The 25,698-nt window shown below is 68.5% G+C and carries 20 protein-coding genes; 8 read left to right on the forward strand and 12 right to left on the reverse strand.

All coding sequences use genetic code 11. The annotated features are described in order from the left end of the window. Window positions 1-192: 192 nt before the first annotated feature. From BAU07_RS04760 to BAU07_RS04785, 6 genes are all read right to left on the reverse strand, one after another. A complete protein-coding gene (locus tag BAU07_RS04760) occupies window positions 193-1,479 on the reverse strand; it encodes a DUF763 domain-containing protein (protein ID WP_066654566.1) in 1,287 nt (428 codons plus the stop codon). Between the two features lie 112 nt (window positions 1,480-1,591). Then, window positions 1,592-2,344, reverse strand: coding sequence for a YoaK family protein (locus BAU07_RS04765; protein ID WP_066654567.1), 753 nt, complete (start codon window positions 2,342-2,344; stop codon window positions 1,592-1,594). A gap of 58 nt (window positions 2,345-2,402) precedes the next feature. Further along, a complete protein-coding gene (locus BAU07_RS04770; RefSeq protein WP_084025345.1) occupies window positions 2,403-7,385 on the reverse strand; it encodes an autotransporter outer membrane beta-barrel domain-containing protein in 4,983 nt (1,660 codons plus the stop codon). Window positions 7,386-7,865: 480 nt separating this feature from the next. Beyond that, window positions 7,866-9,293: an APC family permease gene (locus BAU07_RS04775; protein WP_066654570.1), complete on the reverse strand. Its 1,428-nt coding sequence runs from the start codon at window positions 9,291-9,293 to the stop codon at window positions 7,866-7,868. A 1-nt stretch (window position 9,294) separates the two neighbouring features. Next, entirely contained in the window at window positions 9,295-9,690 is a 396-nt protein-coding gene (locus tag BAU07_RS04780; protein WP_066654571.1) for a PRC-barrel domain-containing protein, read from the reverse strand. A 235-nt stretch (window positions 9,691-9,925) separates the two neighbouring features. Further along, window positions 9,926-10,369, reverse strand: a complete 444-nt coding sequence (locus BAU07_RS04785; protein ID WP_066654573.1) for a VOC family protein — start codon at window positions 10,367-10,369, stop codon at window positions 9,926-9,928. Window positions 10,370-10,643: 274 nt separating this feature from the next. Here BAU07_RS04785 and tcuC point away from each other — a divergent pair, with 274 nt between their 5' ends. Together tcuC and BAU07_RS04795 are read left to right on the forward strand one after the other, a co-directional pair. Continuing rightward, window positions 10,644-11,954, forward strand: a complete 1,311-nt coding sequence (tcuC, locus tag BAU07_RS04790; protein ID WP_066654575.1) for an MFS transporter — start codon at window positions 10,644-10,646, stop codon at window positions 11,952-11,954. 59 nt (window positions 11,955-12,013) lie between these two features. Next, window positions 12,014-12,796, forward strand: a complete 783-nt coding sequence (locus BAU07_RS04795; protein ID WP_066654577.1) for a substrate-binding domain-containing protein — start codon at window positions 12,014-12,016, stop codon at window positions 12,794-12,796. 191 nt (window positions 12,797-12,987) lie between these two features. Here the strand turns inward: BAU07_RS04795 and BAU07_RS04800 are convergent, their stop codons facing one another. Continuing rightward, window positions 12,988-13,935: a LysR family transcriptional regulator gene (locus tag BAU07_RS04800; protein WP_066654579.1), complete on the reverse strand. Its 948-nt coding sequence runs from the start codon at window positions 13,933-13,935 to the stop codon at window positions 12,988-12,990. A gap of 101 nt (window positions 13,936-14,036) precedes the next feature. Between BAU07_RS04800 and BAU07_RS04805 the strand changes: the two genes are divergently transcribed. The 5 genes from BAU07_RS04805 (at window position 14,037) to BAU07_RS04820 (ending at window position 18,279) form a co-directional block, all read left to right on the forward strand. Further along, the gene (locus tag BAU07_RS04805) at window positions 14,037-14,501 is read left to right on the forward strand and encodes a DoxX family protein (protein WP_084025347.1); all 465 of its coding nucleotides are present in this window, start codon (window positions 14,037-14,039) and stop codon (window positions 14,499-14,501) included. 50 nt (window positions 14,502-14,551) lie between these two features. After that, the gene (locus BAU07_RS27665) at window positions 14,552-14,677 is read left to right on the forward strand and encodes a hypothetical protein (RefSeq protein ID WP_257739332.1); all 126 of its coding nucleotides are present in this window, start codon (window positions 14,552-14,554) and stop codon (window positions 14,675-14,677) included. Beyond that, window positions 14,674-15,795, forward strand: a complete 1,122-nt coding sequence (locus tag BAU07_RS04810; RefSeq protein WP_084025349.1) for a glycosyltransferase family 9 protein — start codon at window positions 14,674-14,676, stop codon at window positions 15,793-15,795. The genes BAU07_RS27665 and BAU07_RS04810 overlap by 4 nt, the downstream gene beginning before the upstream one ends. Window positions 15,796-16,050: 255 nt before the next feature. Next, a complete protein-coding gene (locus tag BAU07_RS04815) occupies window positions 16,051-16,521 on the forward strand; it encodes a BON domain-containing protein (RefSeq protein WP_066654581.1) in 471 nt (156 codons plus the stop codon). A 156-nt stretch (window positions 16,522-16,677) separates the two neighbouring features. Further along, window positions 16,678-18,279, forward strand: a complete 1,602-nt coding sequence (locus BAU07_RS04820) for an ABC transporter substrate-binding protein (protein ID WP_066654583.1) — start codon at window positions 16,678-16,680, stop codon at window positions 18,277-18,279. Between the two features lie 103 nt (window positions 18,280-18,382). Here the strand turns inward: BAU07_RS04820 and BAU07_RS04825 are convergent, their stop codons facing one another. The 5 genes from BAU07_RS04825 to BAU07_RS04845 form a co-directional block, all read right to left on the reverse strand. Continuing rightward, window positions 18,383-20,380, reverse strand: coding sequence for a BCCT family transporter (locus tag BAU07_RS04825; RefSeq protein ID WP_066654585.1), 1,998 nt, complete (start codon window positions 20,378-20,380; stop codon window positions 18,383-18,385). A 153-nt stretch (window positions 20,381-20,533) separates the two neighbouring features. Next, a complete protein-coding gene (locus BAU07_RS04830; protein WP_066654587.1) occupies window positions 20,534-21,082 on the reverse strand; it encodes an isochorismatase family protein in 549 nt (182 codons plus the stop codon). Next, a complete protein-coding gene (locus tag BAU07_RS04835; RefSeq protein ID WP_066654589.1) occupies window positions 21,079-21,642 on the reverse strand; it encodes a M23 family metallopeptidase in 564 nt (187 codons plus the stop codon). Before BAU07_RS04835 ends, BAU07_RS04830 begins: the two co-directional genes overlap by 4 nt. 13 nt (window positions 21,643-21,655) lie before the next feature. After that, window positions 21,656-23,491 carry an ABC transporter ATP-binding protein gene (locus BAU07_RS04840; protein ID WP_066654592.1) on the reverse strand — a complete coding sequence of 612 codons (1,836 nt, stop codon included), beginning with the start codon at window positions 23,489-23,491 and terminating at the stop codon, window positions 21,656-21,658. 52 nt (window positions 23,492-23,543) lie between these two features. After that, entirely contained in the window at window positions 23,544-24,458 is a 915-nt protein-coding gene (locus BAU07_RS04845) for a YihY/virulence factor BrkB family protein (RefSeq protein ID WP_066654594.1), read from the reverse strand. A 229-nt stretch (window positions 24,459-24,687) separates the two neighbouring features. On the opposite strand from BAU07_RS04845, the gene BAU07_RS04850 reads away from it, so the two are divergent. Then, window positions 24,688-25,695 (forward strand): Bug family tripartite tricarboxylate transporter substrate binding protein, encoded by a 1,008-nt coding sequence (locus tag BAU07_RS04850; RefSeq protein ID WP_066654596.1) that lies wholly within the window; start codon window positions 24,688-24,690, stop codon window positions 25,693-25,695. The last annotated feature ends 3 nt before the right edge of the window (window positions 25,696-25,698 follow it).

The following is a 25,698-nucleotide window of genomic DNA, read 5'->3' on the forward strand; positions in this document are numbered from 1 at the left end:
TCGTATCGTTCGTGCGCTGTCGCGCCCAGGCCGCACGAAGGCCGTTTACCGCGGTTCAGCGCCGGGAAATTGCTTGATGGCCGGATTCTTTGACGAGAATTCGACGCCGCCCGTGATAGGGGTAGAGCGCGTCTCGAAGGGGCGTCGCGCGATGGTTGGCCGCGCCGCTGGCGCCGCTACGCGAACGCCGCGCTAATCCTGTCCCGCGCCGTTGCGCGGCCGCGGCAGCACCGTCGCCCGGGTTTCGATGCCGAATACGCTGCGGCCGCCGTAGGACGCCGAGGCCTGGCGTTCATCCTGCACGAAGGACTCGAAGTCCGGGCCCGTCGCGTCGCGTTCCAGGAGGCGCGCCTGGCGATCGAGCCGGCGCAGTGCGTCCAGCCTTTCTTCGTTGCCGAGCCCCGCCTTGGCCACCGCGGACTTCAGCACATCGATGGTGCGGTCGTAGACCTCGCAAGGGACGGGATAGGGGTGGCGGTCCTTGCCGCCATGGGCCAGCGAGAAGCGCGCGGGGTCGGCGAAACGGCAGGGCGCGCCATGGACCACTTCGGCCACCAGGGCCAGCGACCGCACGGTGCGCGCGCCCACGCCCGGCACCAGCAGCAGGTCGGCGAAATCCGTCGGCCCGCATTCGGCCGCGGCGGCCAGTGCGCCATGCAGCCGGCGCAGGCTCACGTCCTTGGGCCGCACGTCATGGTGTGCCGGCATGACTAGGTGAGGCAGCGCCAACTGGCCTTGCGCCGATATCGCGGGCGCGGTGTCCGGCGCCGCGGCGCGCGCCAGCGCGGCGGCTTCGTCCACGATGAAGTCGGGGCCCTGGTCCCGCAACAGGGTCAATTGGCCATGGCGCGAGGCCTCGGCGCGGCGGTCCGTCAGATTGACGATGTCGCCCTGGTTCGGTCCGTCGATCGCGGCGTGCGGCGTGTCGACGAAGCTGCGCAGGTCCTGCGACAGCCAGTGGTAGCGTCGCGCGAGCCGGTTGTCGCCATTCATGCCTTGCTGCACCACGACCCAATTACCATCGTCCGTGACGATGAAGCCGTGCAGGTACAGGTCGAAGCCGTCCTGCACGGCGGCACTATCGACCTTGGCCACCAGGCGGCTGGCGCGCGCCAGCGCGTCGCCATCCAGGCCGACGCGTTCGCCGATCATGGCCAGTTCGAGCGGCGTCTTGCGCGAATGGCTGCCGCGGCCACCGCATACGTGTATGCCCAGTTCGCCGGACAACGGCCCGAGCCCGCGCTTCAACGCGCCGATGACGCTGGTCGTGATGCCCGAAGAATGCCAGTCCATGCCCATGACGGCGCCGAAGGACTGGAACCAGAAGGGGTGGGCGAGCCGTCGCAGGAACTCGTCGCGGCCATAGTGATGCACGATGGCCTGCGCGATCACCGCGCCCAGCCGCGACATGCGCGCGCCCAGCCATGCCGGCACGCGGCCGCCATGCAAGGGAAGATCGGCGCTGCCCGAACGTCTCACCGGACCTCCTTCGGCATCAAGCGGGGGCGCCAGGCGTGGGGCAGGCGGACACCTTCCATCCGCGCAGCGGCTGCCACGGAAGGCCGGGGGCGGCGTGCATCGGGCCTGGCCATCATGAGCGGCGGTGCAGCGCCGCCAGGTCGTCCAGCACGGGCACGATGGCCAGCACGACAAGCAGGGCCGCGAGCGGTACGGTGACGACGAAGCCGGCGTGCTTGAAGCCGAGCGCGCCCACCAGTCCGCCGAACAGGAACATGGCGAGCAGCGACAGCAGCAGCCGCAGCCGCGAGCGGTTGGCCAGCACGCGCGCGTCAAGGGGCCGGTCGCGCCGGTTCCAGTACAGCAGTTTGCCGAGCTCGATGCCAATGTCGGTGATGACGCCCGTCATGTGCGTGGTGCGGATCTCCGCCCTCGATATCTTGGTGATGATGGCGTTCTGCAAGCCCATGATGAAACAAAGCAGCGCGACAGTGGCCGGGACGAAAAGCATGCGACTCTGCGCGAGTTGCGAACCGAGCAGGCCGAACACCAGCAGCAGGGCGGCCTCGATCATCAAGGGCAGGGCGTATTCGCTCTGCGCCCCGCGCAGCCGGCCCCAGTTGATCAGGATGGCCGAGGTGGCCGAGCCCGCCGCGAAGGCGATGACCGCGCACACACATGCAACGACCAGGTCCGTGTCGCCCAGCACGGCGTGGTCGGCCAGCGCGGAAACCAGCCCGGTCATGTGCGAAGTGTATTGGCCCACTGCCAGGAAGCCGCCCGCATTCGCCGCGCCGGCGACGAAGGCCAGCGACCGGCCCAAGCGGCGGTTGCTTTCGGAGGTGCGTCCCGGACTGGTCAACGCACGGAGGTAGTGCACGGGCATGAGGGCCGGTGGGCTGGAGAAAAAAGGGAATCGCCTGGCCCGCCATTCTAACGCCCGCCTACCACGCGATGCGCACGCCCAGGGAAACGCTGTGCTGCGTGGATACGCGCTGCGCGCCGCCCAGTGCGTACATGTGGCCGAGTTCGCCGTACAGGGCGATATGCCGGTTGACGGTCCAGGTGCCGCCGGCCGCGATATCGGCCGAGGTATGGCCGCGGCCGGTCTCGATATCGGTCTGGCCCGCCGGACCGCGCACCGCCAGGGTGTCGTGGCCGCTCAATCCCTGCCACAGGTTCAGGCGGGAATACGGCTGGATCCGGCCCGCGCCGGCCGCGTAATCGCCTTTCAGGCGCAAGCCGAGGCGCGTCGTCAACGTAGTGCGGGGACGCTGTTGCAAGGTCGCCGCCGGTATCTGCACATCGTCCAGGTGCTGGCGCGCGGCGATCAGTTGCGCTTGCGGTTCAAGCTGCCATCGGCCGCCGAGGCCGACGGGCTTGCCCACTTCGGCCGACGCCAGCGCGCCGCGCGCGCGGATGTCGGCGCTGCCGCCGCCCGTCGCGCTGCCGCCGCCCGTCGCGCTGGCGCCGCCGCGTTGGCGGCCGTATTGCAGCACCACGTCGCTGTACCAGCCGCTTTCCGGCATATAGCTCCAGTACAGGCCGGCATAGTTGCCGCGTCCGCTCAGGTGGCCGACCGCTGCGTCGTCGACACCGCCTGCGTCGCCCCTGACCTTGCTGCGCCATCCCAGGGTGGCGCCATAGAGGCCGACGCGATGGCCGCCATCCGCGTACACGTCCACGCCGAGCTGCATCCCCGTAAACCATCCGTCGCTGCGCGGGGATACCGTGCCGGACTGGCGGATCGCCGCGTCCTGGTCGATGACGCGGCCCCACGCCCGCCGGCGCGGCGCCTCCGGGTCCGGGGCAATCGCCACCGCGCCGTCGCCTTCGCGCCGGTGCAGGGTGCCGAGCACCGCCATGTCGCCGCGCCCCAGCACGGCCGGGAGGGCGGCATTCAGGGCGACTTCAGGGCGATATGCGGTGCGCCCGGGACCTGGCGCCCGCGCGGCGGCGCCGGCCGGGAGAGCCGCCGCAAGCGGACCGGCGGCGTCCAGGCCGGAGGAGAGGCCGGACGGCAGGGCAAGCGCCGGCACGGTCGAGCGCAGGTACCAGCTTTCCCCCGCGCCGCGGGCGTCGCCCGGATACAGGCGGTATTCATATGCGCCCGCGTCGACATGGTCGTCCGCCAGGACGAAGGCATCCCGCGTGGTCTGCGCCGTGGTGGTGGCGCCGTTGAGGGCACGGATGAGTTCAATGCCGTCGCCGCGCGTGTGGGAGCCCAGGCCGCCGGCGTTGACGACTTGCACGATGGTGCGGCCGCTGGCGCGTCCACCGTCGATGACCAGGCGATCCGTGGCGCTGCGCTCGTCGCCCAGGACGGTGCGCATCAGCAGGGTGCCGTTGCGGCCGACATAGTCGCCTCGGACGGTGAGCGTCGTACCCGGGGCAACTGGCGGGGCCGATGTACCCGATGTAGCCGGCTCAGGCGCCGCCCATGCGCTGCCCATGGCCACCATGCCCGCGTTATCCAGGCCCGCGATGACCTGGTCGTGTCCGGCCAGGTCCAGCGTGGTCCCGGGCTGCAGGGCGTAGCGCAGGGCGGCTCCCAGGGCCGCGGGATCGGCGGCCCGGACGCGGCCGGCGGCCAGGTTCACCGTGCCCCGGGCCGTGTTGGGCCCGGCGAGTTCCAGCGTGCCGCTGCCTTCTTTCACGAGAGCGCCAGCGCCCGTCAACGGCCCGCGTAGACGCACGGTATGGTGCATCGTGTCGACCGCGCCGCCTCCGCCGCCCAGCGCGACGCGACGCGAGGTGTCCAGCGGCGCCGTGGTGCGCAACCGTCCTCCGGCCAGCGTCAACGGCCCGCTTGCCTCGCCCAGACCGGCGTCCCTGGCGATTTCCAGGGTGCCGGCGCGCAACGTGGTGCCGCCGGCATGGCGGTTGTCGCCGGCCAGCACCAGCGTGCCCAGGTCCGATTTGACGATACCGCCCTGGCCGGCGATGCCGGCGTGCACGGTCGCGCGCATCGCCGCGCCGGCCGGCGTGCCGTCGCCTACGCGCAGTTCGGCCGGTGCGGGGCCGGTCGTCAGTATGCCCGGCCCCGTGACGGCATAGCCGTCCGCCGCGAACTGGGCGCCGCCGAACACCACGGGGCCGGCGCTGTCGTCCACGCGGATCGTCCCCGGCTCGCCCAGGAAAACCGCCACCGCGCCGGGAACCCAGCCCATGCCTCGCGCGGTGCGGCCGTCGGACCATATGGGCGGGCCGCCGGCGCGCCATACGCCTTTGCCGCCCGGCATGCCGGCCTTGCCCTGGCGGGCCTCCGCCTGCGCGGGACCGGCGCCTTGCCAGAACCGCACCGGACGTCCGCCCGTATTCAGCAGATTGACCTGTCCGGGCACCGTCGCCTGTACGCTCAGGGCCGCGCGGTCGCTGTCCGCGGGGATGTGGCGGATATCGATCGTGCGGTCGGTCAGCCGGCCGCGATAATCGATCAGCCGGTAGACACCGACATCGAAGTTCCCGCCAGGCGGCGTCGCGATATCCAGGAAGCCGTCCAGCGTCAGGTCGCCGTTGACGCGGAGACGGTCGTGCGCATTGACCAGCTGGTCCGGCGCGGCGCGGGCGATGTGCATCTGCAGGGTGGCACCCGGATGCAGCGTCAGGCTGCCCGTGGACAGCATGCCGACGGGGTGGCCGGGCGCCAGCGTGCCGCCATCCTCCACGGTGACGTGGCCGCCGATCCTGCCGTGTCCTTGCAGCACGGCGCCACGCCGCACGGTCACCGCACCCGTGGCGTCGGCCTGGTCGCCGTTGACGACCAGGATTCCTCGCCGGATGTCGGTCGGCCCCTGGTAATCGTTCGTCCCGGCCAGCACGGTGGTTCCCGTACCGGCCTGGACCACGGAGCCGCTGGCGCGGCCATGGACGCCCTGGGGCAATACCATCGTGTCGGCACGGTCGAAGACCAGATGGCCGTCGCTGTAGATGTCTCCGTGCACGTGGCCCGAGGTGCCGCCATCGCCAAGTTTCAGTGTGCCTTTGCTGACGACGGTGACGCCGGTGTAGGCGTGGTCCGCCGTGAATGTCGTGGTGCCGCGCCCCAGGTGGACCACCGCACCGGTGCCGGAGATGTGCCCGGGAAAAACGACGGCGTCGCTGCGATCGAACACCAGCAGGCTGTCGTTGCGTACGTTCCCGTCGATGTGGCCGCGCGTGCCGCCGTCGCCGATGCGCAGGGTCCCGTCGGATATCGTGGTGCCGCCTGAATAGGTGTTGGATCCGGCCAGGATCAGCGTGCCCGGACCGCGCTTGTCGAGCGCCCCGCCGCCGTGCAGGTCCTGGGCGATGGTGAAGCGATGTCCCGGCTCGGCGATGTCCAGGCCGCCACCCTTGTCGCTCCAATATACGGGGCGATCCAGGCGCAGCAGGTTCGTGCCCGAGACGCGCAGCGTTCCCCCGGCGAATGTAAGCGCGCCGGTGGAGGCGCCCAGGTTGGCGTCATGCTCGACCTCGAGTGCGCCTTCGTGGAGGATCCACGGTGTGGTCGCGGTGGTGACGCCATGCAGGCGCCATGTGCCGGCGCCCAGCAGCTCGAAGTGGGCGAAGCCCTGGAACTGGGCCGCCTTCCCGGCTCGCGCGATATGCGAGACGGCGAAGCTGTTGTCCTGCGTGCCGCTCAACACCAGGGTGTCGCGTCCGGACCCCAACACCGGCCCGGTGATGCGCCAGCCGTCGCGCAGCTCCAGCACATTGTTGCCGCCGCCGAATTCAATGGCGGGCGCGCGGCTGTAGCCGCCGGCGTTACGGCCTCCGGCGATGTGCCCGCTATTGATGACGGAGGAACTCCTTGCCACCACGCCGGATCCGCCGGGCTGGGGCGCCGCCATGCCGCGCCCGGGGTTGTCGCCGCCTTCGATGACGCCGTCGGGCCCATTGACCAGATTGCCGTACTCCATGATGACGCCATGGCCGCCCGCGCCGCCGGCCACGACGGCGTTCTGTGCGCCCGTACCCGGGCTGATGCCGCCATGGCCACCACGCAGGACGCCCCGGTTGTGGAGCATGGCACCGGTGAACTGCACGCCATGGCCCCCGCCGCCGTTGCCCGTGCGCTGCGCGCTTGCGCCGACGCCGCCATTGCCGCCCGCGATAATGCCGTGGTTGGAATGCGAGCCGGCCGTCAGTTGGGCGCCCTCGCCACCTCGGCCCGACATGGCCGGCGCCTTGGCCGCGATGTGGTTCGTCGCGTCGCCGCCGTCGCCGCCGACGAGGATGCCTTCGTTCTGGAGGCGGCCGCCATGGATCAGCAGGCCGGTGCCGCCGCTTCCCGCCGCCTGGGTCGCGCTGCCCGGGTCCGCGGCGTCGTAGTGCCCGCCCTGGCCGCCGGCGATGCGCGCGTGGGCATGGTTGTGCAACACCACGTTGGAGCCCGCCATGCCGACGCCTCCCGGGCCGGCCTGGCGAACCGGGCCTGCCAGCGCGCCGCTGCTGGCGCCGCTGCCCGCCGTAATGTTGGCGCGGTTGGCAAGCTCGCCGCCCTGGACGACCAGCGCCATGCCTCCGCGGCCGTCCTCGCGGGTGTGGGCGGCATGGCCGCCGCGGAGCGTCCCGATGACGGTATAGGCCCCACCGCCCAGGACAGGGCCCAGGCCCGCGTGGCTTGCGTCGGCGCTGCCGGCGGCCAGCGAGAACGGGCCCGTGTCGACCGTGATGGGTTTGCGTGCCGGCGCAAGCACGGTCGGGTGTCTCAGGGTGATGTCTCGCGTGAGCGTGATGCGGGCGCTGCTGTCGCCATCGAGATTTGCCCGGATTACCGCCTGCACCAGTTCGGTTTCGCTGCCGACCTCGTAGCGGCCCGCGGCCGCCTCCCCCGACAAAAACGGCGCAGCGAGGAAACCGCCCATCGCCGCGCCGACCGCCGCGGCCCGCTTAGGCCGTTTGCTTCCAACATGCCTGCGCACTGCCACCTGAAGATTCATCATGCGTGTAGTCCCCGCTCTGGCAACATCGGATCCACGCGCAGAGGCTGGCAATCCTCGGGGTGCCAAGCGGTCCGCGCGCGAATCGGGAAACAGCTGACACGGCGGCTGTCCGTGGCGCACGGGCAGGCCGGTGGAACGCGCAGAGTCTAGGTTTCGGCGGGACAGGCAGATGGCGGTGCGGCAAAAATGGGACTTAGTCCGATGATTGCGCCTGGGAAGTGAAGCTTGGGGGCAAATCCTACGTGCGGCATGTAGGACATGGCGTAGCTCGTGTCCGGATCGACCCGTGGCGCCGCGTTCGGCAAAGCAGGGAGCGACGTGCCGCGATGCGGGCTACGACGCGCATCCGGGTGGTCGTTGGGCAGCCGCCCGACCCCCACCGCCACCGCCGGGTACGGCGGTGGGAGGCGGCGTCGATATGGGTTTCGGAGGCCCCGGGCCTGCGCAGGGCGGGCCCGGGATTGCGCGCGGCGGGACAGCCTACGGTGGGGAGCCGGGCTTGTCGGGGTCGAGGCGTTCGGGGTCCAGGCGCATGCCCGATTTCCGGTGCGTGGCCAGGGTGATCAGCCACATGACGATACCCAGCAGCAAGAGCCAGCCGGCCACGCGGTATTGCACCGGATCGCGTCCCGTCAGCGGGGTGACCAGGAACAGGCAGGTCGCCGCGCCGAGCCACGGAACCCAGGTCGGGGTACGGAAGTGCTGGTGCTCCACGCGCTTGCGCCGCAGCACCAGCACGCAGATGTTCACGAAGGTGAATACGCCCAGCAGCAGCAATGCCGTGGTGCCGCCCAGGGCGCGCACGGCCTGCGATTCCGAGCGCGAAACCAGGATGGTCAGGCCCAGGCCGATGGCGGTGGTGAACAGGATCGCCGTCCACGGCGTGCGCGTGCGCGCATGCACGCGCGCCAGGAAGCCGGGCAGCACGCCCTGGTTGGCCATGCCATACAACAGGCGGCTGGCCATCATCATGTTCATCAGCGCGGTATTGGCGACGGCGAACATGGAGATGATCGGCATGATGGTTTCGGTAGGCAGGCCGGGCGCGGCGCGCTTTACCACCAGCACCAGCGGCGTGGCGCTGGCGGCCAATTCGCCCACCGGCACCAGGGCCACGGAGCAGATCGACACCAGGACGTAGATGACCGCGGTGATGCCCAGCCCCGTCAGCATGACTTTGGGAAAGATGCGGCTGGGCGAGTGCGTCTCCTCGGCCATGTTGACCGAATCCTCGAAGCCCACCATGGCGAAGAACGCGAGCGTGGTGGCCGACGTGATGGCCAGGAAGATGCTCTTGTCTTCCGGCGTGTCGAAGGCAATGGCGCGCGACAGGTCCGCCTGGCCGCCGGCAATCGCATAATAACCCAGCACGATCACCAGCAGCAGCCCGCTCAGCTCGACGAGTGTCAGGACCACATTGGTCTTGATGCTGTGCGCCGCGCCGCGCAGGGTCAACAGCATGATCAACAGCAGGAACCCCAGCGCGCCCGCCATGACGACGCCGCCGTCGGCCTTCACGCCGAGCGCCAGGAACATATTGGCGGCGAAGGCGCGCGATGCGGTGGCCGCGGAGGTCAGGCCGGAGCACATCACGGCGAAGCACACGATGAACGTCAGGAAATGCACGCCGAAGGCCTTGTGCACATACAGCGCCGCGCCGGCCGCCTGGGGATACTTGGTGACCAGTTCCAGATACGACAGCGCGGTGAGCAGCGCGACGCCGAAGGCTACCAGGAACGGCACCCACGCGGCGCCCCCGACTTCGTGCGCCACCTGGCCCGTCAAGGCATAGATCCCGGTGCCCAGGATGTCCCCGATGATGAACAGCAACAGCAGTTTGGGGCCCATGACGCGGGCCAGGCGGTTGTCTCCGGGCGGCGCCCCGGTCGGCGTGGCGACGGCTTCCATATCAGTTGTCCGCGTAGCGGAACTCTGGCAGCGCGCGCAGCGATTCCTTCGTCGCGCCTTCCATGCGCATATGCTTGTCGACGACCTGCAGCCGCTTGAACGGTACGGCGACCAGGCGCGTGCCCATGCCCAGGAAGCCACCCACGGACAGGATGGCGTAGGGCTCCTGATCCGCCGAGGTGACGATGATGTCGTCGATGGTCCCGATCTTGTCCCTGTCGCTGTTCTGGACGTCGGCCCCCAGGATCTTGGAGGCGCGATAGCCGGTGGCCAGGGGCACCACATCGACGCGTTTTTCCGTGATCGATTGCTGAACGCCTTGCGCCAGCAACGGGGTCGAAGACATCGCCGCGGCCATGCCGATGGCGAAAAGCAAAGAGGTTGCGGTTTGCTTCATGATGATCCTCGCTTGGTGCGGGCCCGGGGGGCCGGACGCAGCCGCGTACCGGTCCCTTCGGTGGAATGCGCGCCGGCTCGGGCCGGCCCGCCGGTTTGCGGTCGCGCATAAGCAAGCGCCGGGCCCGGTGTTGAACCGGGATGGCTTTCCGCGATCCATGCATGCCGCCCATGCCAGCCACTCATGCCGGCATCCGCTGCCAGCCACCCAAGGCCAGCAATGGTTGTCGACGAGTTCAATTTTGCCGCGCGGACGCGGCTTTGCCGCGTCGTTCCAGTTCGTCCGGCGGCACATCCTCGATATGCGTTCCGATCCACCAGACGTTGCCATAGGCGTCGTGCACGCCGGCGTTACGGTCGCCATAGAACTGGTCGGCCGGCGCCATGATCGACGTGGCGCCGGCCGCGACGGCTCGCGCGTAGACGGCATCGACGTCCGGCACATACAGATAGAGCGCGGCCGGCATGGCGGGCCATTGGTCGCAGGACTCGCTGACCATGACCATGGAGTCGCCGATGCGGACCTGCGCATGCCGGACCTTGCCCTCCGGCGTATCCATGCAAAACAGCAGCCGTGCGTCGAATGCCTTTTCAAGGAAGGCGATGAAGGCCCTGGCGTCCTTGATGTTGAGGAAGGGCGTGACGGTGTGGAAGCCCTCGGGGATAGGTTGAATGGCCATGATGGGTCTGCTCCATTGTGGTGGGCAGGCGTTCGTGCCCCTGTCCTTTAATGCGGCCGTCAGGTGGACGGTCTAACGTGTGGCCTCGCGGCCGACGGAAGCGCCGGGCCGCCTGCCCAGCGCCGCGTGCGGCCGGCGATATGAAGTATTTGCCAAGCGCGCCGGAATCGCTGTAACGATCTGCGTTCGAAGCAATTTGTTTCGTTTCACTCCCTTCAGCAATGCTTGTGGCCGTGTTGGGATGTGTGGCACACCCAACCAGGAACCCGCGAGCATGCCGCAAACCAGCGCCAGTACCCACCCTTCAGCTACATCGGTCGCCCGTATGGTCGTGCGCGTCACCGCGGGCAATTTCCTCGAGCAGTTCGACTTTTTCCTGTTCGGCTTCTATGCCACGCAGATCGCCGCGGTGTTTTTCCCCGCGAGCAGCGATTTCGCGTCGCTGATGCAGACCTTCGCGGTCTTCGGCGCCGGCTTCCTGATGCGGCCCCTGGGCGCGGTGGTCCTGGGCGCCTATATCGACAGGGTGGGGCGCCGCAAGGGCCTGATCCTGACGCTTTCGCTGATGGCGACCGGTACGGTGCTGATCGCTTTCGTGCCGGGACACGCGTCCATCGGCCTGTTGGCGCCTGCGCTGGTGCTGCTGGGGCGGCTGCTGCAAGGGTTCTCGGCCGGAGCCGAGCTGGGCGGTGTGTCGGTGTACCTGTCCGAGATGGCCACGCCCGGCCACAAGGGTTTCTACACCAGTTGGCAGTCCGGCAGCCAGCAGGTGTCCATCGTGGTGGCCGCCGCGCTGGGCTTCGGCCTGAACCGCTGGATGGACGCGGCGACGATCGCGGCGTGGGGATGGCGGGTGCCGTTTTTCGTCGGCTGCATGATTATCCCTTTCATCTTCGTGCTGCGCCGCCGGCTGGAGGAAACCCAGGAGTTCAAGGCGCAGACGCATCGGCCCACCCTGCGCGAAGCGGCCACGGCGCTGGCCGCCAACTGGAAGCTGATGCTGGGCGGCGCGCTGCTGGTGGCCATGACGACCACAGCCTTCTATCTCATCACGGTATATGCGCCGACCTTCGGCAAAACCGTGCTGCATCTCAGTACCTCGGACAGCCTGCTGGTGACGCTATGCGTGGGCGTCACCAACTTCATCTGGCTGCCTGTCGGCGGCGCGATCTCCGACCGTATCGGCCGCAAGTCCGTGCTGTTGACCATGACCGCGCTGACCATCCTCACCGCCTATCCCGCGCTGACCTTCCTGGCGCATGAGCCCACCTTCTTCAAGATGCTTGCCGTGCTGTTGTGGCTGTCGTTTCTCTATGGCATCTACAACGGCGCCATGGTGGCGGCCCTGACGGAGGTAATGCCCAAGGCGGTGCGCGTGGCCGGCTTTTCGGTGGCCTACAGCCTGGCCACGGCCCTGTTCGGCGGTTTCACGCCGGCGATATCGACAGAGCTTATCCACATCACCGGCGACCGCGCGGCGCCCGCCTACTGGATGACGTTCGCGGCGGTCTGCGCCTTTGGCGCGACGCTGGTGCTTTACGCACGCACGGGCGCCGCCGCGCGCGTCGCCACGCAGGCGCAATAGGTGTCGCGCGAAGCGGCCCGGCGCGAAGATTTTCTTCCCACTGTCATACCGAGGAGACCATGAAACCTACCCTACGCACCCTTTTCGCCGGATCCCTGCTGGCTTCGTCGCTGGTGTTCGCGCCGGTCCACGCGGCGGAACTGCATGTCCTGATCTCGGGCGGTTTTTCCGCGGCGTACAACAAGCTCGGTCCGCAGTACACCCAGGCCACGGGCAATAAGCTGGTCACCGAGCACGGGCCTTCGATGGGCAAGACGCCGGAAGCCATCCCGAACCGCCTGGCGCGGCACGAACCGGCGGATGTGGTGATCATGGTGGGCTATGCGCTGGATGACCTGATCAAGCAGGGGATGGTGGACCCGGCCTCGCGCGTGGAGCTGGCCGATTCGGCGATCGGGATGGTGGTCCGCAAGGGACAGCCGAAGCCGGATATCTCCACCGAGGCCGCGCTGAAAAAGACGCTGCTGGGCGCCAAGTCCATCGCGTATTCGGACAGCGCCAGCGGCGTGTACATCGAGAAAGAGCTGTTCAAGAAGCTGGGTATCGAGACGCAGGTCAAGTCCAAGGCCACCATGGTGCCGAAGATCCCGGTGGCCTCGCAGGTGGCCGATGGCAAGTACCAACTGGGCTTCCAGCAGGTCAGCGAACTGTTGCCGGTCCCGGGCATAACGTTCGTTGGGAAGATCCCCGCATCCGTGCAGTCCATTACGCGCTTCGCCGGCGGTGTGCCGGTTGGCGCGGCGCATCCGCAGGAGGCCGCCGCGCTGCTGAAATACCTGTCGTCGCCACAGGCCGCCCCGGTCGTGAAGGCGACCGGCCTGGACACCGTCGCCAAGCCTTGATTCCTGCTCGGGTAACCGGCCGTCCTTGGGGGCGGCTCGCGTAGGCCGGCCGTGGCGGGCTGGCGCCGGCGGTTGGCGGCGAGGGCGGCAATGCCGCAAAGGCTGCCCCTAGCCGCCAAGGCGGTCAGACCCGGAAGGGGCGGGAGGGCCCTGGAAGGTGGCGGTGGGGCCGGCCACCCGCGCTCCTGCCCTCAGGCCTGGCCGCCCGCGACGGGGCCGGACGGCGGCGCCAGCGTCGGGCACGCGCGGCTTCCGTCCTTGAGCAAATCCAGGAACCGGCGACCCGCCGGTCCGGGCGGATGGTCCTGCCGATACACCGCCAGCACCGCGATGGGCTGGACGCGGCAAGTCGCGCTTTCCCGCGTCAGCGCGACCAGTTCGCCGCTTTGCAGCTGGGAATGCACCATGCCCAGCGGCATATGGCCCCAGCCGAATCCGGCGCAAAGGAAGGCGTGCTTGGCGCCCATGTCGGCCAGGCGCCAGGTCTGTTGCGAGAACACCCCGTAGTTATTGCCATCGGTCAGCTCGGTGCGGTCGGTCAATACCAGTTGCACGTGGCGCGACAGGACGGCTGGCGTGATCTCGCCGTCGAACGAGGCCAGGGGATGCGTAGGCGCGACTACCTTGACCATGGGCACGTCGAGCAGCGGTTCGGCCTGCACCGTGTCTGGAATGATCGGCAGGCTGCCGATCACGCCCAGCCTGCAGGTGCCGTCGAGCACCGGTTTCAATACGCCGCCCAGCGCTTCCACATACAGGCGCAGCGGCGTATGCGGGAAGGCGACCTTGAACTCGCCGACCGCCTGTGTCAGGGCCTGCATGGGATACATGACATCGATGACCACGGACAGTTCGGCTTCGAGCCCCTCCGCCATGGACCGGGCCTTGGCCTTGAACCCATTCACCCCGTTCAGGACCACGCGCGCCTCGTGCAGCAGGGCGGTGCCCGCCTCGGTCAGTACGGGGTAGCGGCCGGTGCGGTCGAACAGCCGCACGCCGGTCTGCGCTTCCAGGTTCGCCAGCGTGTGGCTCACTACCGATTGCGCGCGGCGCAGCTTGCGGCCCGCGGCCGAGAAGCTGCCTGTTTCCGCGGCCGCCACGAAGGTACGCAACTGGTCCAGCGAGATGGCGTCCAGCATAGATATCCAGAAATTGGATGGAATGGATCGAAATATATAGGCTTCCTAGAGTAGAGGGCAATGCCTATGCTGGCCGCCATTCTTCTTTCCCAAGGGTCGCCATGAAGACGTCCACCTCCACTTCTTCCGCAAGGCCCGCTGCTGCGGGGCCCGCCAGTCCCGCGTTGCCCCAGTTCGTCAGCCGCATGCTGCTTGCCGCGCTTTTCCTCGTGGCCGGTGTCGGCAAGGCCATCGCGCCGGCCGGCACCATCGCCTACATCACGGCGGCCGGACTGCCCATGCCGCTGCTTAGCTACGCCGCGGCTTTGCTCATCGAGCTGGGCGGCGGGACGCTGCTGCTGCTGGGCTACCGTACCCGTCTGGCGGCCATAGTGCTGGGCGTCTTCAGCATCGTGTCGGCGCTGGTGTTCCATCGTGCGATCGGCGATCCCGTCCAAATGACGAACTTCCTGAAGAACCTGGCCATCGCGGGCGGCATGTTCATGGTCGCCCTGCACGGTGCGGGCCGCTACAGCATGGACTACCGGAGCGCGCGCGGCATGAAGGCGGTGCCGGCGGTGGGCTGAGGTCCGGGCATATCGGTTGCGCCTGGCTCGGGTTTTGACAGGAGAGCAATATGGCCCGAGCCACCACCCACGAAGTCACGACGTGCGCCACCGCCAGTTTCGACACCCTCCGTGGGAATGCGCGCGAGCACGGCGGCAGGCCCGCGCGGAATGGCGATCGACTGGCGCGCGCGTGAGCCGCGGGGCGCGCGATACCGACGCCGGCGCCATCGGGCGGTCCGGGCATAACCTGTCCACCCCGGGCGCAGGCGGGATGTCCGGTGTCATGGACCCGCCCGGCAGGGCCGGCATCACGGCCCCGCGGGTGGCGGTGTTCCGGGCCTTGAACCTGGCCGATATGCTGTGCGCCGTGCCGGCGTTCAGGGCTTTGCGCAAGCGGCTGCCCGGCGCCGACATCGCGCTGGTCGGGCTGCCATGGGCCCGCGCATTCCAGACCCGCTATGCGCACTACCTGGATCGCTTCTTCGAATTCCCGGGCTATCCCGGCCTGCCGGAGGCCACCGCACGGCCTGACGACCTGGATGCCTTCTTCGCCTGTATGCACGCGCAGCGCTTCGATCGCTGCCTGCAATTGCATGGCGCCGGGCCCACCAGCAATCGGGTTGTGGCGCAGTTCGGCGGCCGGGAGGCGGTCGGCCTGGGCAACGCGGACGATGCCGCGTCGGTACGGGTATGGCCTTATCCATCGGATCGCCATGAGGTGCGGCGCACTCTCTATCTGCTGGAACAGTACCTGGATGCCGATGTCTCCGACGAGCGGCTCGAATTTCCTTTGCTTCCGGCGGACCGTGCCGAGCTGCATCGGTATCCCGACCTGGAATCGTGCACGCATCAGCCCTATGTTTGCCTGCAGCCGGGCGGACGGGACAGCGCCACGTGCTGGCCGCCCAGGTACTTCGCGCAAGTCGGCGACGTGCTGGCCGCGCGTGGCCTGCGGGTGATATTGACGGGCTCGCAGGGGGAGCGGTTGCTGGCACAGAAGGTCGCCGCGCAGATGCGGCATCCCGCCTGCATCGCGGCCTGCGATATGTCGCTCGGCGGTCATGCGGCGCTGCTGTCGCGCGCGCGGCTGCTGGTGTCCAACGATACCGAGGTAGCCCAGCTGTCCGCCGCCTTGCACGTGCCCAGCGTGGTCGTGTTCCTGGCCACGGACCCTTTGCGCTGGGGTCCGCCGGCCGGCGGCCCGCACCGCGTGGTCGGGGGCTCTGCCATGCCGGAGGTCCCTGCCGTGCTGGACAGCGCGCTGGCGCTGCTCGAGGAAGCGTACCTGCCCGACGCCGCGCCTGTCCCGTAGCGGCGCCAGGCCGGCCCGGCGGCGCCACCGTTATTGCGATGGCCTCGCCCGGCTTACGGCGGCGCGTAATTCCTGCCCAACGTTGGGCCCGCATTGCGTTCGGGCGGGACGCAACCGCCAGCGGCGGGGCCGTGATCCGCGCGCCGCCACACGACGCGGAGCTGCATCGATGCGGGCCATCGCACATGGACGGGCATGTCGAATGCGGGCGCGCCAAGGCTGGGGGCACCGTTTACCTTTGGTTCGGGAGGACCTATGAAACTGAGCGATTCGATCGTGGCTGTCGCGCTGGGCGCCGCCGCCATGTACTACCTGGACCCGGAACTGGGCCGCCGCCGGCGCGCCATGCTGCGCGACCAGATGGTCGCGCGGCGCAACGAAGCCAGCCGCTACCTGGCCCGCAATGCGCGGCGCGCGGCCGGGGAATTGCAGGGCGCCGCGTATGGGGCGCGTTCCGCCATGGGCATGACGGGGGGGCCGGCCACCGATGGGCAGTTGCGCGAGCGCATCCGCAGCGCGCTGGGACGCCTGGTCAGTACGCCGGGCTCGATCAATGTGGGCGTGGCCGGCGGCAATGTGCTGCTGACCGGGCATGTGCTGGCCGGCGAACGCGACAGGCTCGTCTCGTCCATCGCGGGCATGGATGGCGTGGAGCGCGTGTCCGACCAGATGGCGGTGTACGACGAGCCCGGCAATGTGCCGGAGCTGCAGGGCGCCAAGTCCTGACACGCAGGCACCCCGGGTAAACCCCGCAGGCCGGATGGCATGCGATGGGTATCGCGTTGCTAGAATGGCCTGCCATGACGGGCCGAAGATGCCCGGGGCAGGCCGGTACCGAGACGCGCCCAGCGGCTCGCGGCCCGGGCGACGCGAGGGGTAACCATGATCGTACGTACGTTGATCGCCGCCCTGGCGATGTGGTCCGCGCTGGCGCAGGGCCAGACCTTGCGCATCGGCCTGGCCTCCGAGCCGACGTCGATGGACCCGCACTATCACCAGGCCACCCCCAACGATGCCCTTGCGGCGCATGTGTTCGAGACGCTGGTCGCGCAGGATGCCGGCATGAAGCTGGTGCCGGGCCTGGCGACGTCCTGGAAGCCGGTGGACGACACGACATGGGCGTTCACCCTGCGGCAGGGCGTGAAGTTCTCGAACGGCGCGCCCTTCACGCCGGAGGACGTCATCTTCACGTTTTGCCGGGTGCTGAACAATCCCCAGGCCATTGCCGGTTCGTACGCGAATATCGCCCGCAAGATCGACAAGGTGCAGGTCAAGGACGGTTCGACCCTGCTGGTCACCACGAAGGCGCCGTATCCGCTGTTGGCCAACGACTTGTCGCGGATGTGGATACTGTGGAACGGCATCGCCGAACACGGCGCGATCAGCTTCGACCCGGACCGCAATTGCGGGGTGACGGGGCCGTGGCCGAAGATGGAAGACTTCAATTCCGGCAAGAATGCGATCGGGACCGGCCCATTCACCGTGAAGTCCTTCGTGCGGGGCACCGGGATCACGCTGGCCCGCAACGAGGCCTACTGGGGCGGCAAGCCGGCGTGGACCGAGGTCCGCATGGTGCCGGTGCCCAGCGCCGGCCCGCGCCTGACCGGCCTGTTGGCGGGCGACTTCGACCTGATCGAAAACCCCGCGGCGCGCGACCTGAAGCGGCTGCAGGGCGATCCCAAATTCAAGTACGTGGTCACGCCTTCTGTGCGGGTGCTCTTCCTGCAAATGGATGTGGCGCGCAGTCCCAGCCCGCAGGTCAGCGCGCCGGACGGGAAGAATCCCTTGCAGGACCTGCGGGTCCGGCAGGCGATCTCGATGGCGATCGACCGCAAGGCGATCACCGACCGCATCATGGACGGCGCGGCGACGCCGGCCAACCAGTTCCTGCCCGACGGCATGTTCGGCACCTTGCCGCACGCGCCCGTGCTGAAGTACGACCCGGCCGAGGCCAGGAAGCTGCTGGCGCAGGCCGGGTATCCTAATGGCTTTTCGATGACGCTGGCGGCGACCAACGACCGCTACATCAACGATGCCGGGGTCGCGCAGGCCGTGGCGCAGTATCTGTCGCGCGTGGGGATCAAGACGGAAGTGGACGCAATGACGCGCTCCGTGTTTTTTCCGCGGCGGGCCAAGCGCGAGTTCAGTTTCGCCATGGGCGGCTGGGGCTCGGATACCGGCGAGGCTTCATCCTTCCTGACGTATTGGGTGACGTCGACGGATACGGAGCGGGGTCTGGGGACCAGCAATTACGGCGGGTTTTCCGACGCGGAGCTGGACAAGGTGTTCCGGCAGGCCATTACGACGGTGGATCCGGCGCAACGGGAAAAGCTGCTGCAGGAGTCGGTGCAGCGCACGCTGGCGCTGCTGCCCAGCATTCCGCTGCATTTCGAGAGCAGCACCTGGGCGTTCCGCTCGGATATCGCGTATGAAGGACGCGCCGATCAACTGACGCTGTCAGCTTCGGCCAGGCCCGCGCGCTGACGCGCCGGGCCCGCCGCGTACCGGTGTGCCCCAGGGCGCGTATCCGCCGGCGGACCGAAGGCTGCATGCGGCCGCGGCGCGCCGTGCCTGCGGCCTTGCGCCATCAGCGATTGCGGTCCGGGGAGCCGACGTACAGGGCGGTTTCACGGGACGAGACGATCGCCTGGTAGCGTTCGAACTGGGTCAGCACATCGTTGATCAGTTGCCCGGCCGTACAGCCCATGACATCGTAGCCGGCGCGGCCGCCGGGAAAGACCGTGCGGGCATGCCATTCGTGCGGCCGCCGTGCATCCGATCCGGTGGTGCCCGCGGCCGAGAAAACGGGGAGCAGGTGCCGCTGCGCCTGTATTCCATAGCTGAAGTCGCGCGCGCCTTCCGCCGGCACGGTCAGGGTGAGCATGCCGTCTTCCTGGCGTGCGACGTGCGCCGGCCGGCCGCGCCGGCTGATCTCCGCGGCCACGTCGCGTAGCGCGGGCGCGGCGACCTCGTCGATGAAGCGCAGCACTTCTTCGCGTGTCGGGGTGTGCAGGATGGCATGCACCCGCGCGCGCCAGTTCGGCTCGGCGCCGGGAGCCCGGGACGGGCTGGCGACCAGGGTCTGCGTGCGCGCCATGTCGGCGCGCATGCCGCGCACCAGGCCGACGACCAGCAGCAGCATGATGATGGCGAAGGGCAGGGCGCTGGCCAGCGTGACGGTCTGCAAGGCGGACAAGCCGCCCGCCAGCATGAGCAAGGCGGCGGCCAGCCCCTCCAGGCTGCACCAGTAAATGCGTTGCCATACCGGTGCGTCTTCCACACCGCCGGCGGCCAGGGTGTCGATGACCAGCGACCCGGAATCGGCCGACGTGACGAAAAATACCGCCACCAGCAGCACGGCCAGTGTCGACGTCACGCCCGACCATGGCAACCGCTGCAGGAACTGGAATAGCGCGATCGGGACATCCTTGGCGACCTCGGCGGAGATCTGGCCGGCCGCCGTACCCATGTCGAGGAATATGGCGGTGTTGCCGAAGACCGTCATCCACAGGAAGGTGAACAGCGCCGGCGCCAGCAGGACGCTGAGGACGAACTGGCGCACCGTGCGGCCGCGCGAAATCCGCGCGATGAACATGCCGACGAAGGGCGACCACGCGATCCACCACGCCCAATAGAACAGGGTCCAGCTGCTCATCCAGTCGCGCGGGCGGTAGGCGTAGATGTTGAAGGTGCGCAGGAAGAAGTTGTCCAGGTAGGCGCCGATGTTCTGCACGAAAGCTTTCAGCAGAAAGACGGTGGGCCCGGCGGCAAGCACGAACAGCATCAGCGTAATGGCCAGGAGCAGGTTCAGTTCCGAAAGCCGGCGGATGCCGACATCCAGGCCGCTGACCACGGACAGCGTCGCCAGGGCCGTGACCCCGGCGATCAGCACGACGTGCACCCAGTCGTTCTGCGGCAGGCCCACCAGGTGCGCCAGGCCGGCGTTGATCTGCAGCACGCCGAAGCCCATGGATGTGGCGATGCCGAACAGGGTGCCGCATACGGCGAAGATATCGACGGTGTCGCCCATCCAGCCGTTGATGCGCTCGCGCAGCAAGGGATACAGCCCGGAGCGTACGGTCAGCGGCAGGTTGTAGCGAAAGCTGAAGTACGCCAGCGACAGGCCGACGATGCCGTAGATCGCCCAGGCGTGCACGCCCCAATGGAAAAACGTGATGACCATGGCCTGGCGGGCGGCGGCGATGGTGCCGCCCTGGCCTTCCGGCGGCGCGGAGAAATGCTGGATGGGTTCGGCCACGGCAAAGAACATTAGGCCGATGCCCATGCCCGCCGCGAACAGCATCGCCAGCCAGGTGGGATAGCTGTATTCAGGCGTGGCGTCGTCCGGGCCCAGCTTCAGGTTGCCGTACCGGCTGACGGCCAGGAAAACCGCCGCGCCCAGGAAAATGGCCACCGCCAGGATGTAGAACCAGCCGAAGCCGTTGATGATCCCGCTTTGCAAATGGCTGAAGAAGCTTTCGGCCCGGTGGGGAAACAGGACGCCCACCGCCAGGAACAGCGCAACGATGCCCGTTGCGCCCCAGAAGACCCGCGGATTCATCGTCGACCGCAGTTTCATTGGCATGTTGCCTCCTTCCGTACATCAAGCCGGAAGTATAAAAGCGCCCCGCGCGTGGTACGGCGCGAAGTGTTCGTCACGGCGGGCAGGGCGTCGAGCGTCTTTGGGTTGATTGCCCGGCCGGCTGCCGCCGGCACTGGCGCCAAACCGTAGCAGCGCCTACGCCCGCATGGCCGCCGTCCGGAAGGCCAGCTGCGCCACGGGCAGGGCTTCGATCATCACGCCATAACTGCCGATGGCGGCCAGCGTGGCGTTGTGGTGCAGGCGTATGCGGTCCGCGTCCGCATGCGGCTTGTCGTGCGTGGTGTGCGCATCGGCCACCAGCGTCACGTCATAGCCCAGTGCCGCCGCGTGCCGGACCGTGCTGTCCACGCAGAACTCGCTGGCGTAGCCGCACACGACCAGATGGCGCGTACCCTGCGCTTCCAGGATCCGCGCAAGGCCGGTGCGCAGGAAGGCGTCGGACGCGGACTTGCGGATCCGCGGGTCGTCGGCCGCGGCCTGCAGGGCGGCGTCCAGTTCCCAGGCCGGCGTGCCCGGCACCAGATGGCGATCCTCGTGCTGGACGAAGATCACCGGCGCGCCGGCGGCGCGGGCCGCCCGGATGGCGGCGTTGATCTGCCCCAGCGTTTCCTCGGCACGGCCGGGGCGCGGCTGCGGCGCGAACAGTCCGTGCTGGACATCGATGATCAGCAAGGCGGAGGTCATGGCGGCGCGGGCGAAGGGGTGCCGGCTGTCCGAGGCGGCGCGGTAAGCAGCGGATACGGATTGATGGCCCCGCCTGGCGCGTAGACGCCGTAGTGCAGGTGGGGCGGCGTCGTGCGGGCGTTGCCGGTGTTGCCGACATAGCCCAGCGGCGTTCCCGCGACGACATGGTCGCCGGGCTGGACGTCCGCGTAGTCATCCAGGTGGGCATAGTAGTGCATCTGCCGTCCGGGGCCGTAGACCCAGACCACCTTGCCGCCCAGGCTATTGGTGCCGACGCGCGTGACCACGCCTTCGGTCGCGCTGAGCACCGGCGTGCCGCGGCGCGCGAAGATGTCGATTCCCTGATGCTTCCGGCCTTCCGATCGTGCGGCGTTCCAGGTGTCGACGAGCTGGCGTGGCGTGACCCCGGATACCGGTACGGGCAGCGAGTTTGGCGCCTCCTGCAGGGACAGCCGCGCCATGTGCCAGGGCGCGCGCCACGCATCCGGCAGGCGCGGCCATAGCCACCAGGCGCCGGCGGCCAGGGCGATCACGATCAGCAGACGCAGGACGGTCGCCATGGCGGCACGCGTCTCATGCGCTGCGCAGCGCGTGGGGCAGGTCCTGCGCCTGCGGCCCGCTGGTCAGCGACAAGGCTTGCCGCTCGTACAGGCGGCGGTATACGCCATCGGGCAGCTGGACCAGGGCGTCGTGGGTGCCTTGTTCGACGATGCGGCCTTTTTCCAGCACGATCAGCCGATCCAGCGACCGCACCGTCGACAGGCGGTGCGCAACCACCAGCGTGGTGCGGCCCACCATGAGCCGTTCCATGGCTTGCTGGATCAGCATTTCGCTTTCGCTGTCCAGGCTGGAGGTGGCCTCGTCCAGGATGAGGACACGGGCGTTGGCCAGGAAGGCGCGCGCAATGGCCACGCGCTGGCGCTCGCCGCCGGAAAGCTTGACGCCTCGCTCGCCCACCAGGGTTTCGTAGCCGCGCGGCAGCGTCGTGATGAAGTCATGCGCGCTGGCCAGGCGCGCCGCGGCTTCGATATCGGCGCGCGAAGCGCCCGGACGCGCGTAGGCGATGTTCTCGGCCAGGGTGCGGTGGAACAGGATGGGTTCCTGCTGCACGATGGCGATCTGTTCGCGCAGCGACGACTGCTGGACTTGCGCGATGTCCTGTCCGTCGATGGTGATCGCGCCGGCGTTCAGGTCGTACATGCGCTGGATGAGCTTCACCAGGGTGGTCTTGCCGGAGCCGGAATGTCCGACCAGGCCCACGCGCTCGCCGGGCGCGATGTGCAGGGTGAAGTCCTTGTACAGCGGCGTGGCGTGGCCGCCGTACTGGAAGGTGACGTGGTCGAAGCGGATATCGCCCCGCGTGATGGAGATGGGCCGCGCGCCGGGCCGGTCCGCGATGCCGAGCGGCTGCCGCGCCATGCCGACCAGTTCCTCCATGTCGTTGACCGAACGCTGCAGGTTGCGCACGTGCATGCCGACGTCGCGCATATACCCCTGCAGGATGAAGAACATCGTCAGCGCGAACGCGATATCGCCCGCGTTGGCGCGGTCGCCGGCCCACAGGAGCAGGGCGGCGCCCACCATGGCGGTGCGCATGACGACCAGCATGATGCCCTGCACGCCGCCGTTCAGCGTGCCGCGCAGCCAGGTCCGCAAGGTGCGGCGCTTCCACTTGTTCACGATGCGGCCGAGTCGCGCTTCCTCGCGCGCTTCCGCCCCGAAGGCCTTGACCACGGCGTTGCAGCTGATGGCGTCGGCCAGCGCGCCCCCGAGCCGCGTGTCCCAGCTATTGGCCAGCCGCGCCGACGGCGCGACATAAGCCAGGGACAGCGTCACGGTGACAGCCAGGTAGATAAGCGCGCCGCCCCCCACGATGGCGCCCATCACCGGCCAGTGCGTGCCCAGCAGCGCCGTTGCGCCCACCAGCATGATCAGCGACGGGAGCAGCGCCACCAGCAGCGTATCGTTCAGCAGGTCCAGGGCCCAGATGCCGCGCGTGATCTTGCGCACGGTCGAGCCGGCGAAGGTGTTGGCATGCCAGTCGCTGGAAAACCGCTGGACGCGGTGGAAGGCGTCGCCGCAGATGCCGCTCATCATCCTGAGCGTCATGAAGGATATGACCGCAAAGGCGTATTGGCGCAGCAGCATGCTGGCCAGCCCCAGGCCGACCAGCAGGCCGAAGGCCCAGACCGCCGCATGCCAGGTGGCCGGATTGTCGGCGGTGCCCGAGGTGACCGCGTCGATGAGCCGGCCGGCGTACATGGGCGTGACTACATCGGCCAGGGCCGACAACAGCACCAGGCTGCCGATCAGGAAGATGCGGCCGGGCTGCTGCCGCCAATGGTGAAAGGTGAAACCGAGGACATTCTTGAAAACGTGTCCTCGCAGGTCGATTCGGGTGCGCTTCATGGGGGAGCTTCGATGGGCCGCGCCCGGTGGGCGCGGCAGGGAGACCTGCCTATTATCGCCCCGGCAGCGGAGGGCCTTCGGCAGTCAGGGCGTTCGCCGGCTGTGCGCCTGCCTGCGACATGGCGCGGCGCGACCCATGCTCGTTCGCATACACCCACGTGAATTCCGCGCCCAGCAGGAAGACCTGGGCGGCGTAGTAGACCCAGATCAGCACGACCACCAGGGAGCCGGCCGCCGCATAGGATGAGGCGACCGAGGCCTTGCCCACATACAGGCCGATCAGGAACTTGCCGATCTCGAAGAGCACCGCCGTGACGAAGGCGCCCGTCCAGACATCGCGCCATGCGACCGATGCCTGTGGCATGAAGCGGTAGATCATCGCGAACAGCAGCGTCAGGATGCCCAGCGTGATCACGATGTTCAGGGCCTGCAGCATGATTTCCCAAACAGGCAGCAGGCCGGCGGCCCAACTGCCCAGCGCCCCCAGGACGGTGCTGATCACCAGGGAGACCATCAGCAGGAAGGCCAGCGCGAGGACCAGGCCGAAGGACAGCAGGCGCGCGCGCAGCATGCTCCAGATGCCGGACTGCTTTTTCGCTTCCACCCGCCAGATCCGGTCCAGGGCGCTTTGCAGTTCCGCGAACACGGTCGTCGCCCCAACCACCAGAACGATGACGCTGATGATGGTCGCCACCATTCCCTGGGTCGGTTCCTGGGCGCCCTGCACCACGCTCTCCACGGCCTTGGCGCCGTCGGGACCGACCAGGGCGTTGATCTGCTCGAACAACTGCCCTTGTACCGCTTCGCGGCTCCAGAAAAAGCCCGCCACGGCGATGACGATGATGACCAGCGGCGCCAGGGAGAAGACGGTGTAGAAGGCGATGGCGGCGCCCATGCTGGGCGCGTAGTCGTCCAGCCAGGCGCTGACCGCCTGCTTGACCAGGCCGAAGAATCGTTTGATGTGCATGGCGGGCTCCGCGGCTGTGAATGCGCGCGGGGCGCAAACACTGTGCCGGGTGCCCGGACAGCGCGGTGGCCGCACGCACGATGTCCGGACCGCCACGCCCGCAAACCTCAACAAAATTCTGTTCTGAACCATGCAAAACATGGGTTTCGCGCAGGTTTGTGCATCAATAATGGACCCGGGCGCCGCCATCCGCGGCGCGTCCGCCAGAAAACCTATACGGAGACGACTTATGCCTATCACCGCTTTCGCGCCGCGCCGGCGCTTGCTGACCGTTGCGGCGGCAGCCCTGGCGCTGGCCGCGCTACCGGGTCTTGCCCCCAGCGCGCAAGCCGCCTATCCGGACCATCCCTTGAAGCTGGTGGTCCCTTACCCGCCGGGAGGCGCGACCGACGTGGTGGGTCGCGTCATCGCCATGAAGCTCGCCGAGGAGTTGAAGCAGCAGGTGGTCGTGGAAAACCGCGGCGGGGCTGGCGGCAACCTGGGGGCCGATGCGGTGGCGCGCTCGGATCCCGACGGCTATACCCTGCTGATGGGGGCCATCACCTCGCACTCCATCATGTCGACGCTCGAAAAGAAGAGCATCTCCTACGACCTGATGCGCGACCTGACGCCGGTGGCCACCATCGCCGCCGTGCCGCTGGTTTTCGTCGTCAATCCCAAGCTCCCTGTCCATAACCTGAAAGAACTGGTGGCCTACGCCAAGGCCAATCCGGGCAAGCTGACCTATGCCTCGTCCGGGGCCGGCGCGCCCCAGCGCATGGGCGCCGAACTCTTCAAGCGGCAGGCAGGCGTCGATATGCTGCACGTGCCGTATCGCGGCAGCGGCCCGGCCATGACGGACCTGGTGGGCGGACAGGTGCAGACCATGGTCGAAACCGTGCCGGCCGCGCTGCCGTTCATCAAGAGCGGGCAGTTGCGCGCGCTTGCGGTTACGATGCCGGAACGCATTTCCATGCTGCCCGATACGCCGACGGCCGCCGAAGCCGGCCTGCCGAATTTCAATGTGGCCTCGATGTTCGGCGTGCTGGTCCCGGCCAAGACGCCCAAGCCCATCGTCGATACGCTGAATGCCGCCTTGTCGCGCATCCTCGTCATGCCGGACACCAAGGAAAAACTGCTCCAGCAGGGTGCTTACGCCGTCGCGCCGGCCTCCGCGGACGAGGCGCGCAAGCGCCTGCAGGCCGAGGTCGACCAATGGGCGCAGGTGATCCGCGACGCGAATATCACGGTGGACTAGTCC

Origin of the sequence: Bordetella flabilis, assembly GCF_001676725.1 — a bacterium.
GTDB classification, from domain to species: Bacteria; Pseudomonadota; Gammaproteobacteria; order Burkholderiales; family Burkholderiaceae_B; genus Bordetella_C; species Bordetella_C flabilis.

Coding starts and splice junctions, on each gene's coding strand:
- BAU07_RS04820 (WP_066654583.1), top strand. CDS start 16,678: ATGATCGTACGTACGTTGATCGCCGCCCTGGCGATGTGGTCCGCGCTG.
- BAU07_RS04830 (WP_066654587.1), bottom strand. CDS start 21,082: ATGACCTCCGCCTTGCTGATCATCGATGTCCAGCACGGACTGTTCGCG.
- BAU07_RS04845 (WP_066654594.1), bottom strand. CDS start 24,458: ATGCACATCAAACGATTCTTCGGCCTGGTCAAGCAGGCGGTCAGCGCC.
- BAU07_RS04815 (WP_066654581.1), top strand. CDS start 16,051: ATGAAACTGAGCGATTCGATCGTGGCTGTCGCGCTGGGCGCCGCCGCC.
- BAU07_RS04770 (WP_084025345.1), bottom strand. CDS start 7,385: ATGATGAATCTTCAGGTGGCAGTGCGCAGGCATGTTGGAAGCAAACGG.
- BAU07_RS04850 (WP_066654596.1), top strand. CDS start 24,688: ATGCCTATCACCGCTTTCGCGCCGCGCCGGCGCTTGCTGACCGTTGCG.
- BAU07_RS04780 (WP_066654571.1), bottom strand. CDS start 9,690: ATGAAGCAAACCGCAACCTCTTTGCTTTTCGCCATCGGCATGGCCGCG.
- BAU07_RS04775 (WP_066654570.1), bottom strand. CDS start 9,293: ATGGAAGCCGTCGCCACGCCGACCGGGGCGCCGCCCGGAGACAACCGC.
- BAU07_RS04785 (WP_066654573.1), bottom strand. CDS start 10,369: ATGGCCATTCAACCTATCCCCGAGGGCTTCCACACCGTCACGCCCTTC.
- tcuC (WP_066654575.1), top strand. CDS start 10,644: ATGCCGCAAACCAGCGCCAGTACCCACCCTTCAGCTACATCGGTCGCC.
- BAU07_RS04835 (WP_066654589.1), bottom strand. CDS start 21,642: ATGGCGACCGTCCTGCGTCTGCTGATCGTGATCGCCCTGGCCGCCGGC.
- BAU07_RS04840 (WP_066654592.1), bottom strand. CDS start 23,491: ATGAAGCGCACCCGAATCGACCTGCGAGGACACGTTTTCAAGAATGTC.
- BAU07_RS04800 (WP_066654579.1), bottom strand. CDS start 13,935: ATGCTGGACGCCATCTCGCTGGACCAGTTGCGTACCTTCGTGGCGGCC.
- BAU07_RS04805 (WP_084025347.1), top strand. CDS start 14,037: ATGAAGACGTCCACCTCCACTTCTTCCGCAAGGCCCGCTGCTGCGGGG.
- BAU07_RS04765 (WP_066654567.1), bottom strand. CDS start 2,344: ATGCCCGTGCACTACCTCCGTGCGTTGACCAGTCCGGGACGCACCTCC.
- BAU07_RS27665 (WP_257739332.1), top strand. CDS start 14,552: ATGGCCCGAGCCACCACCCACGAAGTCACGACGTGCGCCACCGCCAGT.
- BAU07_RS04825 (WP_066654585.1), bottom strand. CDS start 20,380: ATGCCAATGAAACTGCGGTCGACGATGAATCCGCGGGTCTTCTGGGGC.
- BAU07_RS04795 (WP_066654577.1), top strand. CDS start 12,014: ATGAAACCTACCCTACGCACCCTTTTCGCCGGATCCCTGCTGGCTTCG.